The organism is Citrobacter amalonaticus Y19 (genome assembly GCF_000981805.1).
Taxonomy (GTDB): Bacteria; Pseudomonadota; Gammaproteobacteria; order Enterobacterales; family Enterobacteriaceae; genus Citrobacter_A; species Citrobacter_A amalonaticus_C.
The window spans coordinates 3635286-3650689 of record NZ_CP011132.1; the positions used below are offsets into that span (position 1 = coordinate 3635286).

At 47.2% G+C, this 15404-nt stretch carries 4 protein-coding genes and 2 pseudogenes; 5 read left to right on the forward strand and 1 reads right to left on the reverse strand.

The features are described 5' to 3' along the window. Window positions 1-3 precede the first annotated feature (3 nt). From brxC to F384_RS16695, 5 genes and pseudogenes are all read left to right on the forward strand, one after another. Complete coding sequence (brxC, locus tag F384_RS16675) at window positions 4-3645, forward strand: BREX system P-loop protein BrxC (RefSeq protein WP_046487315.1); 3642 nt, start codon at window positions 4-6, stop codon at window positions 3643-3645. A 45-nt stretch (window positions 3646-3690) separates the two neighbouring features. Continuing rightward, window positions 3691-7361 (forward strand): annotated as a pseudogene (pglX, locus tag F384_RS16680) (BREX-1 system adenine-specific DNA-methyltransferase PglX). Between the two features lie 189 nt (window positions 7362-7550). Next, window positions 7551-10148, forward strand: a complete 2598-nt coding sequence (pglZ, locus tag F384_RS16685; protein ID WP_046487317.1) for a BREX-1 system phosphatase PglZ type A — start codon at window positions 7551-7553, stop codon at window positions 10146-10148. A gap of 10 nt (window positions 10149-10158) precedes the next feature. Further along, window positions 10159-12243, forward strand: coding sequence for a protease Lon-related BREX system protein BrxL (brxL, locus tag F384_RS16690; RefSeq protein WP_001193068.1), 2085 nt, complete (start codon window positions 10159-10161; stop codon window positions 12241-12243). Between the two features lie 120 nt (window positions 12244-12363). After that, a complete protein-coding gene (locus tag F384_RS16695) occupies window positions 12364-13713 on the forward strand; it encodes a phospholipase D-like domain-containing protein (RefSeq protein ID WP_046487346.1) in 1350 nt (449 codons plus the stop codon). Window positions 13714-14024: 311 nt separating this feature from the next. On the opposite strand, the pseudogene F384_RS16700 reads toward F384_RS16695, so the two are convergent. Then, a pseudogene (locus F384_RS16700) lies at window positions 14025-15277 on the reverse strand (tyrosine-type recombinase/integrase). Between the last annotated feature and the right edge of the window lie 127 nt (window positions 15278-15404).

Consider the following 15404-nt stretch of genomic DNA (forward strand, 5'->3'; position numbering starts at 1 on the left):
GCAATGAATATTGAACAGATCTTTGAGAAACGTCTGGACCGAAATATTAATGGCGTTGTGAAAGCCGAACAGACGGACGATGCCAGTGCCTGGATTGAGCTTGATGAATACGTCATCACCCGGGAACTGGAAGGACATCTTCGCCATTTCTTTGAATCTTATGTTCCGGCAACCGGCCCGGAGCGCATACGCATGGAAAACAAAATTGGCGTATGGGTTTCAGGGTTCTTTGGCTCAGGTAAATCACACTTTATCAAGATTCTGTCGTATCTATTGTCTAACCGCAAAGTCAGCCATAACGGTACAGAACGTAATGCATACTCCTTCTTTGAAGACAAAATCAAAGATGCTCTGTTCCTCGCTGATATCAACAAAGCGGTCCATCATCCGACGGAAGTGATTCTGTTCAATATTGATTCTCGTGCTAACGTCGATGACAAAGAAGACGCCATCCTTAAAGTCTTCCTGAAGGTGTTTAACGAACGGGTTGGCTACTGCGCTGATTTTCCGCACATCGCCCATCTGGAGCGCGAGCTGGCTAAACGCGGCCAATACGACGCATTTAAGACCGCATTCTCCACTATCACTGGTTCAAGCTGGGAAAAAGAGCGCGATTCCTACTATTTCATCAGCGATGAAATGGCAGAAGCCCTAAGCCAGGCCACCGGCCAAAGCATTGACGCCTCGCGTCAATGGGTGGAACAGCTGGATAAGAACTTCCCATTAGATATCAATAATTTTTGCCAGTGGGTCAAGGAGTGGCTGGATGAAAACGGCAAAAACATCCTCTTCATGGTGGATGAGGTCGGCCAGTTCATCGGTAAAAATACGCAGATGATGTTGAAGCTACAGACTATCACTGAAAACCTGGGTGTGATCTGCGGTGGACGCGCATGGGTTATTGTTACCTCCCAGGCAGATATCAATGCGGCTATTGGCGGCATGAGCAGCCGCGACGGACAAGATTTTTCTAAAATCCAGGGCCGTTTCTCTACCCGTCTACAGCTTTCCAGCTCCAACACTTCCGAAGTTATCCAAAAACGTCTGTTGGTGAAAACCGATGCTGCAAAACCCGCGCTGGCTAAAGTCTGGCAGGAAAAAGCCGACATTCTACGTAACCAGCTTGCCTTTGATCCCACAACAACAGCTTCTTTGCGCCCCTACACCAGTGAAGAAGAGTTTATTGATAACTATCCGTTTATCCCTTGGCATTACCAGATTCTGCAGAAGGTTTTTGAATCTATCCGTACCAAAGGTGCCGCCGGTAAACAGTTAGCTATGGGTGAGCGCTCACAGTTAGAAGCCTTCCAGACTGCGGCGCAGCAAATCGCTCCACAAGGACTGGATTCTCTGGTTCCCTTCTGGCGTTTTTATGCCGCGATTGAGAGCTTCCTCGAACCGGCCGTCAGCCGCACCATCACTCAGGCCTGTCAGAATGGCATTCTTGATGAGTTCGATGGCAACTTATTGAAAACGCTGTTTCTGATCCGCTATGTCGATGTGCTGAAAAGTACACTCGATAATCTGGTCACCCTTTCCATTGATAAAATCGATGCTGATAAAGTCGATCTGCGCCGTCGCGTTGAAACAAGCCTGAACAAGCTGGAACGGGAAATGTTGATTGCACGTGTCGAAGACAAGTACGTGTTCCTGACCAACGAAGAAAAAGAGATCGAGAACGAGATCCGCAATGTTGAAGTCGACTTCTCTGCGATCAACAAAAAACTGGCTTCGATCATCTTTGATGACATTCTGAAAAACCGCAAATATCGCTATCCGGCAAATAAGCAGGACTTCGACATCAGCCGCTTCCTGAACGGACACCCGTTAGACGGCGCAATGCTTAACGATCTGGTGGTAAAAATTCTTACCCCCAAAGATCCGACCTATACGTTCTATAACAGCGATGCCGCCTGCCGTCCTTATACTTCGGAAGGTGATGGCTGTATTTTGATTCGCCTCCCAGAGGAGGGGCGCACCTGGACCGACATTGATTTAGTCGTTCAGACCGAAAAATTCCTCAAGGACAACGCCGGACAACGCCCGGAACAGGCCAGCCTGCTTTCAGAAAAAGCCCGCGAGAACAGCGTTCGCGAAAAAATGCTGCGCGTCCAGCTAGAGTCGCTTATTGCCGAAGCAGACGTCTGGGCGATTGGCGAGCGTTTACCGAAGAAATCTTCGACGCCGTCCAGCATCGTGGATGAAGCCTGCCGCTATGTGATTGAAAACACGTTTGCCAAGCTAAAAATGCTGAAGCCGTTCAACGGCGATATCGCACGTGAAATCCATGCGCTGCTTACAGTAGAGAATGATACAGAGCTGGATCTAGGCGAGCTGGAGGAATCTAATCCTGAGGCGATGCGGGAAGTGGAAACCTGGGTCAGTATGAACATCGAGTACAATAAACCGGTCTATTTACGCGATGTCCTGAACCACTTTGCTCGTCGACCTTATGGATGGCCAGAAGAAGAAGTGAAGCTGTTGGTTGCTCGCCTGGCACGTAAAGGCAAATTCAGCTTTAGCCAGCAGAATAACAATATCGAGCGTAAGCAGGTGTGGGAACTGTTCAATAACAGTCGTCGCCACAGCGAGCTGCGTCTGCACAAAATTCGTCGTCACGACGAATCACAAATTCGCAAAGCCGCACAACTTATGGCGGATATTGCCCAACAGCCGTTTAGCGAACGTGAAGAACCCGCACTGGTCGAACATATCCGTCAGGTCTTCGACGACTGGAAGCAAGAGCTGAATGTCTTCAGAGCGAAAGCGGAAGGTGGAAACAATCCAAGCAAAAATGAGATTGACTCAGGTCTGCGTCTGCTGAATTCCATTCTTAGCGAAAAAGAAGAGTTTGCTCTGATTGAGAAGGTCACCACCCAGGCAAACGAATTGCTGGATTTCAGTGAAGATCGCGAAGATTTGGTCGATTTCTACCGCAAGCAGTTCTCCACCTGGCAAAAGCTGGGGGCTGCGCTGAACGGAAGCTTTAAATCCAACCGCAGCGCGCTGGAAAAAGACGCTGCGGCGGTAAAAGCGTTAGGTGAGCTGGAAAACATCTGGCAGATGCCGGAGCCTTACAAGCATCTGAATCGCATCACGCCGCTGATTGAACAGGTTCAGAACGTTAACCAGCAGTTAGTTGAACAGCACCGCCAGCACGCCCTGCAACGTATTGACGCCCGCATCGAAGAGAGTCGTCAACGCTTGCAGGAAGCGCATGCCACATCGGAGCTGCAAAACAGCGTTCTGCTGCCAATGCAAAAAGCCAGAAAGCGCGCTGAGGTCAGCCAGTCGATTCCGGAAATTCTGGCGGAACAGCAAGAGACGAAGGCGCTGCAAACGGATGCCGAGAAGAAGATTAACCAGTGGATTGACGAGCTGCGTAAAAAGCAAGAAGCCCAGCTGCGAGCAGCGAATGAAGCTACACGCGCTGCAGAATCACAACAGACCTATGTTGTGGCAGAAAAACCCGTTATCCAACCGGTACCGAAAAAAACGTATCTGGTGAATGTCGCCAGCGAGATGCGCAAAGCCACCGGTGGTGAAGTGCTGGAAACCGCTGAGCAGGTTGAAAAAGCGCTTGATACGCTTCGTGCTGCCCTGCTGGCAGCCATTGAGGCAGGTGACCGGATTCGTCTTCAGTAACCCCCATTTCAGGGCAGCGCTCTGCTGCCCTTTGCAGGATTTTCTATGAATACTAATAACATCAAAAAATACGCTCCACAGGCTCGTAATCAGTTCCGCGATGCGGTGATCCAGAAGCTAACCACGCTGGGGATTTCCGCCGATAAAAAAGGCAATCTGCAGATTGCAGATGCCGGGATCGTTGGCGAGACCGTGCGCTATGGTCAGTTCGACTACCCCAAGTCCACCCTCACCCGCCGCGATCGTCTGGTCAAACGCGCCCGCGAGCAGGGCTTTGACGTGCTGGTTGAGCACTGTGCCTACACCTGGTTCAACCGCTTATGTGCCATTCGCTATATGGAGATCCAGGGTTACCTTGACCACGGCTTCCGTATGCTCTCGCACCCGGATAACCCGACCGGTTTTGAAGTATTGGACCATGTGCCGGAAGTGGCAGAAGCCCTGCTGCCGGAGAAAAAGACACAGCTGGTCGAGATGAAGCTCTCTGGTAACCAGGACGAAACGCTATACCGTGAACTACTGCTAGCCCAGTGCCACGCCCTGCACCGCGCGATGCCGTTCCTGTTTGAAGCAGTCGATGATGAAGCTGAACTGCTGCTGCCAGATAACCTGACCCGTACTGACTCTATTCTGCGCGGTCTGGTAGACGGTATTCCGGAAGAAGATTGGCAAGAAGTTGAGGTTATCGGCTGGTTGTATCAGTTCTATATTTCTGAGAAAAAAGATGCCGTTATTGGCAAGGTGGTAAAGAGCGAAGATATTCCTGCCGCCACCCAGCTGTTCACCCCAAACTGGATTGTACAGTATCTGGTGCAGAACTCCGTCGGCCGCCAGTGGTTGCAGACCTACCCGGATTCCCCGCTGAAAGGCAAAATGGACTACTACATTGAGCCAGCTGAACAGACGCCAGAAGTACAGGCACAACTGGCAGTCATTACGCCTGCCAGCATTGAACCGGAAGGCATCAAGGTGCTCGACCCGGCCTGCGGCTCCGGGCATATTTTGATTGAAGCCTACAATGTACTTAAAAATATCTATGAAGAGCGTGGCTATCGCGCTCGCGATATTCCACAACTGATTCTGGAAAATAATATTTTTGGTCTCGATATAGACGACCGTGCCGCCCAGCTTTCCGGTTTTGCATTATTAATGATGGCTAGACAGGATGACCGCCGGATATTCACCCGCGACGTACGCCTGAATATTGTCTCCCTGCAGGAGAGCCTGCATCTGGATATTGCTAAGCTGTGGCAACAGCTGAACTTCCACCAGCAGAACCAGACCGGCAGCATGGGCGATATGTTTGCCGAAAATACCGCATTAACTCACACCGACAGCGCGGAATATCAGCTGCTGATGCGCACGCTGAAACGCTTTGTAAACGCCAAAACGCTGGGCTCACTGATTCAGGTCCCGCAGGAGGAAGAAGCGGAACTGAAGGCGTTTCTCGATGCACTATATTGCCTGGAACAAGAAGGAGATTTCCAGCAGAAGGCCGCAGCGAAAGCGTTTATTCCGTATATTCAACAGGCGTGGATACTGGCGCAGCGGTATGATGCGGTGGTAGCGAATCCGCCGTATATGGGTAATGGTGGAATGAATAGTGATTTGAAAACATTTGCTAAGACTTACTTCCCTGATAGTAAATCAGATCTCTTTTCAATGTTTATGCAACGTGCTTTTTCTTTTCTAAAAGACAATGGGTTTAATGCACAAATAAATATGCAGTCATGGATGTTTTTATCAAGCTATGAAACTTTACGTAGCTGGTTATTGGATAACAAAACATTTATCACGATGGCGCATCTAGGTGCTCGTGCATTTTCTCAGATTTCTGGAGAAGTTGTTCAGACAACTGCTTGGGTAATTAAAAACAATAATATCGATTCATATCAATCGATATATCTCAGATTAATTAACGGCAATGAACAAGAAAAAAGAGAAAAATTAATATCAAAAAAAATAAATTTAAAAACATTAAACAAAGTGATTTTAAAAATATCCCTGGATCTCCTATTGCTTACTGGGTTACCAAAGAATTATTACAGACTTTCAGAAACTCAATCCCACTTTCTGAAAAACTTACTACTCGCTTAGGCATGTCAACAGCCAACAATGATAATTTCTTACGGTATTGGCATGAGGTCTCTATAAATAATATAGGATTTGACTGTAAAGACAGAGAAGAAGCAAGTAAGTCATTAAAAAAATGGTTCCCTTATGCTAAAGGCGGTAGCTATCGAAAATGGTACGGCAACCATGAGTATGTAGTTAATTGGGAATCTGACGGAAAAGAAATAAGAAATTTCGGGACTGACGATGGAAAAATCCGATCGCACAACTATAATTTAGAGTATATTTTTAAAAAAGGGATTACTTGGTCTGATGTTGCTTCAGGTGACAATGCTTTTAGATTGCTTCCACAAGGATTTCTCTTTGATGGTAGAGGCTCATCTGGTTTTTGTAAATCAGATGAGCAATCAACTATTCTGAGTTTATTAAACTCCAATTTAGCAAATTCAATAATAAAGATAATCAACCCTACAATAGCAGTTAATGTCGGTGAAATAGCCAAAGTCCCATTTCATCAAAAATTACATGATATCAAACCCGAAATTGACGGTTTAGCCAATGAACTTATTACGTTACACAAAAGAGACTGGGACGAGCAGGAGCTATCATGGGATTTTGCTAAGAGTGTAATTACTGAAGAAAGGCATAATTCATTAAAAATAGCTATTGACAACCTCTACAATAAAAACATAGTAGAAATAAGTCTCTGTCACAATTTGGAAAACCAACTAAATACAAAAATAAACAGTTTGTATGGATTAAATAATGAAATTGAAAACTCTGTAACTATAGAGAACATAACATTATTTAAGAATTTACACTATAAATTGTCAAGAATTGAAAATGAACAATTATTGTTTATCTCAAAAACAATTATGGATTTATTGTCCTATACCATCGGCTGCATGATAGGCCGCTACTCTCTCGATCGCGAAGGCCTGGTCTACGCTCATGAAGGCAATAAAGGCTTTGCCGAACTTGTCGCTGAAGGCGCGTACAAAACCTTCCCGGCGGATAATGACGGCATCCTACCGCTAATGGATGACGAGTGGTTTGACGATGACGTCACCTCTCGCGTCAAAGAGTTTGTCCGCACCGTTTGGGGCGAAGAACACTTGCAGGAAAACCTCGATTTTATAGCCGAAAGTCTCTGTTTATACGCGGTCAAGCCGAAAAAAGGTGAATCTGCGCTGGATACCATCCGTCGCTATCTTTCCATCCAGTTCTGGAAAGATCATATGAAGATGTATAAAAAGCGCCCAATCTACTGGCTGTTCAGCTCCGGCAAAGAGAAAGCGTTTGAGTGCCTGGTTTATCTGCATCGCTACAACGACGCGACGCTGGCGAGAATGCGTACCGAATATGTTGTACCACTGCTGGCGCGCTATCAGGCTAATATCGATCGCCTGAATGAACAGGTCGATGGTGCCTCCGGCGGAGAAGCGACGCGTCTGAAGCGCGATCGCGACAATCTGAGCAAGAAATTCAACGAACTGCGCAGCTTCGACGATCGCTTACGCCACTATGCTGATATGAGAATCAGTATTGATCTCGACGATGGCGTTAAGGTTAACTACGGTAAGTTTGGCGATCTGCTGGCAGATGTGAAAGCCATTACCGGCAATGCGCCTGAGGTGATTTAATCAAATAACTTACCTTCCCACACCACCGGGCTTTAGCCTGGTGGTGGTCTCGATATGGGAAACCGACCTTATTCAGGCATCCGTCACCTCCAGTTCATGATAAAATGCGGATTTGTGTCAGAACGAGGAACAGGGTTTCCAGGCGTTCAGACATCTTAAAATTTACCGAATCAACATGGGATTGTGACCTTGCAAAATCAGGAATTTATTGCCGGCCTTAAAGCAAAATTCGCCGAACATCGCATCGTTTTCTGGCACGATCCCGATAAGCGTTTCCTCGAAGAGCTGGGCAACCTCGAACTGGAGAACGTCACGCTGCTCGATATGACCGACCAGTCGCAGCTGGCGGTAAAAAAGCGCATTGAAATTGATGAGCCTGAACAGCAGTTTTTGCTGTGGTTTCCCCACGATGTGCCCCCAAAAGAGTTCGACTGGCTGCTGGATATTCGTCTTTACAGTACGGAGTTCCACGCCGATTTCGCCGCCATCACGTTGAATACGTTAGGTATTCCTCAGCTTGGCCTACGCGAGCATATCCAACGTAGGAAGGCATTTTTCAGCACGAAGCGTCTTGCTGCCCTAAAAGGCCTGGTAACTGAGCAGGAAAACGAAGCCTCCCTTAATAAGAAGATGGTTGCGGTCATCGCTGGCGTAAAAACAGCAAAAACGGAAGAGATTCTATTCAGCCTGATTACCCAATACGTTAATCAGCAAAAAGATGACGACAGCGACCTGGAAAACACGCTGGCAATGCTGAAACGCCACGACCTGGAAGGCGTGCTGTGGGACATTCTGAATCAGGAAATGGGCTATCAGGCCGAACATCCGACCCTGGAAAACCTGATCCTCAAGCTGTTCTGTACCGATCTCTCTGCGCAGGCTGATCCGCAAAAACGCGAATGGCTGGAAAAGAACGTGCTGACCACGCCGTCAGGCAGAGCCTCCGCGCTGGCCTTTATGGTCACCTGGCGTGCCGACCGTCGCTACAAAGACGCCTATGATTATTGTGCGCAACAGATGCAGGATGCGCTGCGACCAGAAGACCAGTACCGTCTCAGCTCGCCGTATGATCTGCACGAGTGCGAAACCACGCTGAGCATTGAACAAACCGTTATTCATGCGCTGGTGACGCAACTTCTGGAAGAGAGCACCACGCTTGACCGTGAAGCCTTCAAAAAGCTTCTGTCCGAACGCCAGAGCAAATACTGGTGCCAGACGCGTCAGGAATACTACGCTATTTATGATGCGCTTCGTCAGGCTGAACGGCTGCTGAATCTGCGCAATCGTCATATTGATGGTTTCCACTATCAGGACAGCGCAACGTTCTGGAAAGCGTACTGCGAAGAGCTGTTCCGCTTTGACCAGGCCTACCGCCTGTTTAACGAATACGCGCTGTTGGTTCACAGCAAAGGCGCAATGATCCTGAAAAGCCTGGATGACTATATCGAAGCGCTGTATTCCAACTGGTATCTGGCAGAATTAAGCCGGAGCTGGAATAAGGTTCTGGAAGCCGAAAACCGTATGCAGGAGTGGCGTATTGCGGGCGTTCCACGACAGCAGAACTTCTACAATGAGGTGGTTAAGCCGCAGTTTAATAATCCACAAATCAAGCGCGTGTTCGTGATTATCTCCGATGCGTTGCGTTATGAAGTGGCAGAAGAGCTGGGCAACCAGATCAATACCGAAAAACGCTTTACTGCCGAACTGCGTTCCCAGTTAGGGGTGTTACCCAGCTATACCCAGCTGGGAATGGCGGCATTATTGCCTCATGACGAGATGTGCTACCAGGCAGGTAATGGCGACATCGTCTATGCGGACGGGTTGTCTACTTCAGGTACGCCTAATCGCGATACCATTCTCAAGAAATATAAAGGGATGGCAGTAAAATCGGACGATCTTCTGAAATGGAAAAATCAGGAAGGACGGGATCTTATTCGCGATTATGAAGTCATTTATATCTGGCATAACACCATTGATGCCATGGGCGACAGTGCATCGACGGAGGAGAAGACCTTCGAAGCGTGTCGCAACGCGGTGGTTGAACTGAAGGATTTAGTGACCCGTGTGATAAACCGTCTCCACGGTACACGCATTATCGTCACAGCGGACCACGGTTTCCTGTTCCAGCAACAGCCCCTTTCCGGTCAGGATAAAACCACGCTGCAGATCAAGCCAGACAATACGATTAAAAACCACAAACGCTTTATTATCGGCCATCAGCTTCCTGCCGATGATTTTTGCTGGAAAGGAAAAGTGGCGGATACCGCAAGCGTCAGCGATAACAGCGAGTTCCTGATCCCGAAAGGGATCCAGCGTTTCCATTTCTCGGGCGGCGCGCGGTTTGTGCACGGTGGTGCCATGTTGCAGGAAGTCTGCGTTCCCGTATTGCAGGTGAAAGCGCTGCAGAAAACCGCTGCCGAGAAGCAACCTCAGCGTCGTCCGGTAGATATCGTGAATTACCATCCGCTGATCAAACTCGTCAATAACATTGATAAAGTCAGCCTGCTGCAAACCCATCCGGTAGGTGAGTTATACGAACCGCGTACTCTGAACATCTTCATCGTCGACAACGCCAATAATGTGGTATCCGGTAAAGAGCGAATCTGCTTTGACAGCGATAACAACACAATGGAAAAACGCGTGCGTGACGTTACGCTGAAGCTGATTGGCGCGAATTTCAATCGTCGTAATGAATACTGGCTGATACTGGAAGATGCGCAAACGGAAACGGGTTACCAGAAGTACCCTGTGATTATCGATCTGGCATTTCAGGATGATTTCTTTTAAGTGAGGCGATATGCAAACCCATCATGACTTACCCGTTCCAGCCGTTTCCGAAGGGGAACTCGTCGCAGAAGGTTACGATCTGGACGCCTTGCTGAATCAGCATTTTCGTGGTCGGGTGGTGCGTAAAGATCTAACCAAGCAGCTCAAGGAAGGGGCTAACGTCCCGGTCTATGTGCTGGAGTATCTGCTCGGTATGTACTGCGCTTCCGACGATGACCAGATCGTCGAGCAAGGGTTGCAGAACGTTAAGCGCATTCTGGCTGATAACTACGTCCGCCCTGATGAAGCAGAGAAGGTGAAATCGCTCATTCGTGAGCGAGGCTCCTACAAGATCATCGATAAAGTGTCGGTAAAGCTCAATCAGAAGAAAGACGTTTACGAAGCCCAGCTCTCCAACCTCGGCATTAAAGATGCACTGGTTCCGCCGCAGATGGTCAAGGACAACGAGAAGCTGTTGACCGGTGGCATCTGGTGCATGATCACCGTGAACTACTTCTTTGAGGAAGGACAGAAAACGTCCCCCTTCTCTCTGATGACGCTCAAACCTATCCAGATGCCCAATATGGACATGGAAGAGGTATTTACCGCACGTACGCACTTCAACCGCGACCAGTGGATTGACGTCCTGCTACGTTCCGTGGGTATGGAACCTGCCAACATTGAGCAGCGAACTAAATGGCACCTGATCACCCGCATGATCCCTTTCGTGGAAAATAACTATAACGTCTGCGAACTGGGCCCGCGCGGTACCGGTAAAAGCCACGTCTATAAAGAGTGTTCGCCAAACTCACTGCTAGTTTCCGGCGGACAAACCACGGTAGCAAACCTGTTTTACAACATGGCTAGCCGCCAGATTGGCCTGGTCGGCATGTGGGATGTGGTCGCGTTTGATGAAGTGGCAGGGATCACTTTCAAAGACAAAGACGGCGTGCAAATCATGAAGGATTACATGGCGTCTGGCTCGTTTTCACGCGGCAGAGATTCAATTGAAGGCAAAGCGTCGATGGTGTTCGTCGGCAACATCAATCAGAGCGTTGAGACGTTAGTCAAAACCAGCCATCTGTTAGCCCCCTTCCCTGCTGCGATGATCGACACGGCGTTTTTCGATCGCTTCCATGCCTATATACCCGGCTGGGAAATCCCGAAAATGCGCCCTGAATTCTTTACCAATCGCTACGGACTTATCACGGATTACCTCGCCGAATACATGCGGGAAATGCGTAAGCGCAGCTTCTCCGACGCAATCGATAAGTTCTACAAGCTGGGTAATAACCTCAACCAGCGCGACGTTATCGCAGTAAGGCGCACGGTTTCTGGTCTATTGAAACTTCTTCATCCCAATGGCTCTTACAGCAAAGAGGACGTCCGGGTTTGTCTGACCTACGCAATGGAAGCCCGTCGGCGTGTCAAAGAACAGCTTAAAAAGCTGGGCGGACTGGAATTTTTCGATGTGAATTTCAGTTACATCGATAATGAGACGCTGGAAGAATTCTTCGTCAGCGTGCCAGAACAGGGCGGCAGTGAATTAATTCCTGCTGGCATGCCAAAGCCAGGCGTAGTGCATTTAGTGACGCAAGCGGAAAGTGGCATGACGGGTCTGTATCGCTTCGAAACTCAGATGACCGCAGGCAATGGTAAGCATAGCGTTTCCGGTCTGGGATCAAGTACCTCGGCTAAGGAAGCTATCCGGGTTGGATTTGACTATTTCAAAGGCAACCTCAGCCGCGTTAGCGCAACAGCGAAATTTTCTGAACATGAGTACCACCTGCACGTAGTCGAATTGCACAATACTGGACCAAGTACCGCGACCAGCCTTGCAGCACTTATTGCGCTGTGTTCCGTTTTACTTGCGAAACCCGTTCAGGAACAAATGGTCGTCTTAGGTAGCATGACGCTCGGTGGAGTAATCAACCCTGTTCAGGATCTGGCGGCTAGCTTACAACTTGCTTTCGATAGCGGCGCGAAAAAAGTCCTTCTGCCGATGTCTTCCGCGGTAGATATCCCGACGGTGCCAGCCGAGTTGTTTACCAAATTCCAGGTCAGTTTTTACTCTGAACCTGTAGATGCGGTGTATAAGGCGCTGGGAGTAAACTAAATATATCGAGGAGTGGGTCACACTCCTCAGTTAAATAATCCGTAAGTCTTTTTTTGTTTATTTTTTTGAACTATATTATTCACCTTGTTTTTATCTGGAATGATGTACGGTTAGAAAATAATGAAACTAATTGCAAATGGATTGAATAAACAGTTTTTTAGATCTTTTTTACCTCCTCCGGATTGCGAAATTGACGGTGTCGTTGCAGCAATAGCCTATGGTGATGATAAAACAGCCCTTCTTGATCACTGCCTAAAAAACCATCACCGATTAGATATCTGGATGCGCTATGATCATACTGTTCCTGTTGCACCTTCTTTTTTATCAAAACTGCTTATTAATACTAAAAAAAATATCTTTTGTAAGTTGGTACCCGACTGCCTTCACAGCAAAATCATTTGGTGGAAAGGCTATGGTGCATATATTGGCTCAGCAAACCTAACCGATCGCGCGTGGAATTCTAACATTGAAGCTGGTATTTTCTTTAGTGAAAGTGATTTGTACAACTCGGATTTAATCTTACAAATAGAAGAATTTTTCGATAATTTAGCATCTCTTGATTGTTGTATTGACCTCAGCCAAGAAATAATTGATGAACAAAGACAGTTACAAAAATTAAAGAAAGAGAAAGATAAAAAAGAAGAAGAAATTATAAGAAAGCGCATTGTGCCAGTATGGGGCGGCGTCAGTAATTATGAAAAACCGAAGGCAAATGATAAAAGAAAAGATAGCTTTCATAAAGAATGGGACAGCACACTTACTGTAATACGAAACATATCCAGCCAGATAAATGACTTCAGACCGTATTGGATCTTAGAGGATACACCTATTTTCTGGCAAACCGATCAGTTTTTACATGCGTATTATTACAATCAGGTTCATCAAAGTGATAACACATATCCTTTTGAGGATTATCATCAGACAAACAGTAAAGATCCCCAAGCTGCACTAATGAATATGTTATCATGGTGGAAGAGCCTCTCTGCGCCCCCATCGAATGAAGATACCAACTTGGGAATTTACGCACCTTATATTCGTGAACACTTATCAAAAAACAATATTAATTCATTGACTCAGGATAATTTCCATAAAATATTCTCCTATACGCATGCAACGATGGACCATGTGATAAAAATGAGTGCTGAGACATTTGGTCATTCAGCCAAAACTTCCTTAAATAAGGAAGAACGTGCCATTTTGTTCACAAAATGGCTCATGGATCAGACCAATCAAAAAGGTATGAATATTGCTGAATTACTCAATTATGTCCTCTACGGTGGAAAACCTTCATTAATGTGGGAAAGGATCTACCGGGCAGGAAAAGATGAAGAGTACAAATTCCAGCATTACGGTATTAACTCTATTGCTGAAGTGGTCGGTTGGGCAAGACCAGAAGATACGCCCCCCAGAAATGGTAGAACGAATAAAGCGTTACGTGCATTAGGCTATCCAGTCCGCGTAAATATTTGAATACTTACTTTCACACTCTGGTAAGCAAAACCCAGAAATTCATGCCCACCCGAAGAAGCAGTTCAAAGGCGTGCTCAGTTTACTGAAACACGCCTCACAATGACCAAGCGTGTCAAATAAAAAAGTTTGCATCGCCACACACTCTCTAATCAGCTAGGATCACTCTTCATATTACCTTGAACCAAGATGATTTTCCCATTTAAGCACGCTTTGCTTTAGTTACTTCAAGGCATTTATGTGATTTTATGGAAGAAATTTACTCTCATACTGCAAGTTTCTCTGAAACTAATTTGTCACATAAACCTCTTTTCTTACATGGATCTTTGCAAAATAAACGGGCTAACACCCTTCATCCTATTCGCATCCAGATAATCCGCCCACCACTGCAACATCAACCTCCTCTCCCCCAGATGCTCCGCCTTATGGATATAAGCCACACGCACAGAGTTACGCTCCTGATGGCTCATCTGCCTTTCTACCGCATCCCTCGACCACAATCCCGACTCAATCAACGAACTACACGCCATTGTCCTAAAACCATGCCCACACACTTCCGTTTTCGTGCCATAACCCATCACTCGCAGAGCTTTATTCACCGTATTCTCACTCATGGGTTTACGAGGATCGTGATCGCCAACGAAGATCAGCTCTCGATTCCCGCTCATACTTTTGATCTTTTCCAAAACCGCTAAGGCCTGACGCGATAAGGGAACAAGATGTGGAGTCCGCATCTTCGAACCACGCTGAGAATGTTTAACACCTTCCAGCGGTTCACGCTCTCCGGGAATCGTCCACATAGCCGTTTCAAAATCCACTTCTGACCAGCGCGCAAAACGCAGTTCGCTTGAACGAATGAAAACTAACAGCGTGAGTTCCACAGCCAGCCGAGTTAATGGTCTTCCAGTATATGTATCAATACGATGAAGCAATTCAGGAATACGACAGAGGTCTAGCGCAGCGCGATGCTGCCGTTTAGCAGTAGCTATCGCTCCAGCAATATCTTGTGCGGGGTTGTAATCGATTAAACCGTTCTGTACCGCAAAGCGCATTATTGCCGTTGTTCGCTGTTGAAGACGCGCAGCTACTTCAAGACGTCCTGACTTCTCCACAGCTTTAATTGGAACCAGTAAATCGCGAGTACCAATATCTACTATATTTCGTTTCCCTACTGCGGCAAATAAATTGTCTTCCAGACTTTTCAACACCCTAGCACTATGCGATGCCGACCACTTCTGATTGCTGGCGTGCCAGTCTCTGGCAACCACTTCAAACGTTATCGCCTCTTGCTCCTGCTCTACCTTAACGACCTTCTTGTTCTCACTGGGATCGACGCCATTCGCTAATAGCTTACGGGCCTCATCCCGCCGCGCCCTGGCATCTGCCAGCGAGACTTCAGGGTATTTCCCAAGCGCAAGCATCTTCTCCTTACCGCCAAAACGATAACGCAGCCGCCAGTATTTGGAACCGTTAGGGTGAACCAGCAAACCATGCCTTCACCGTCAGTAAGCTTATATGCTTTTGCTTCAGGCTTAGCCGAACGAACCTTCACATCACTCAGAGCCATGATGAGTATCCTTTCAAGGGTTCTGTGTGGGTACAAACATTATCGAACCGGGATATACCCGCAGTTGTACCCGCATTAGTAAGTTGATGTAGATTGAATCAGGTTGACTTCTGTTGAAAGGAAAATC

What these genes read in the sequence shown, in the direction of transcription:
- brxC (WP_046487315.1), top strand. Translation starts at nt 4, where the DNA reads ATGAATATTGAACAGATCTTTGAGAAACGTCTGGACCGAAATATTAAT.
- brxL (WP_001193068.1), top strand. Translation starts at nt 10,159, where the DNA reads ATGCAAACCCATCATGACTTACCCGTTCCAGCCGTTTCCGAAGGGGAA.
- F384_RS16695 (WP_046487346.1), top strand. Translation starts at nt 12,364, where the DNA reads ATGAAACTAATTGCAAATGGATTGAATAAACAGTTTTTTAGATCTTTT.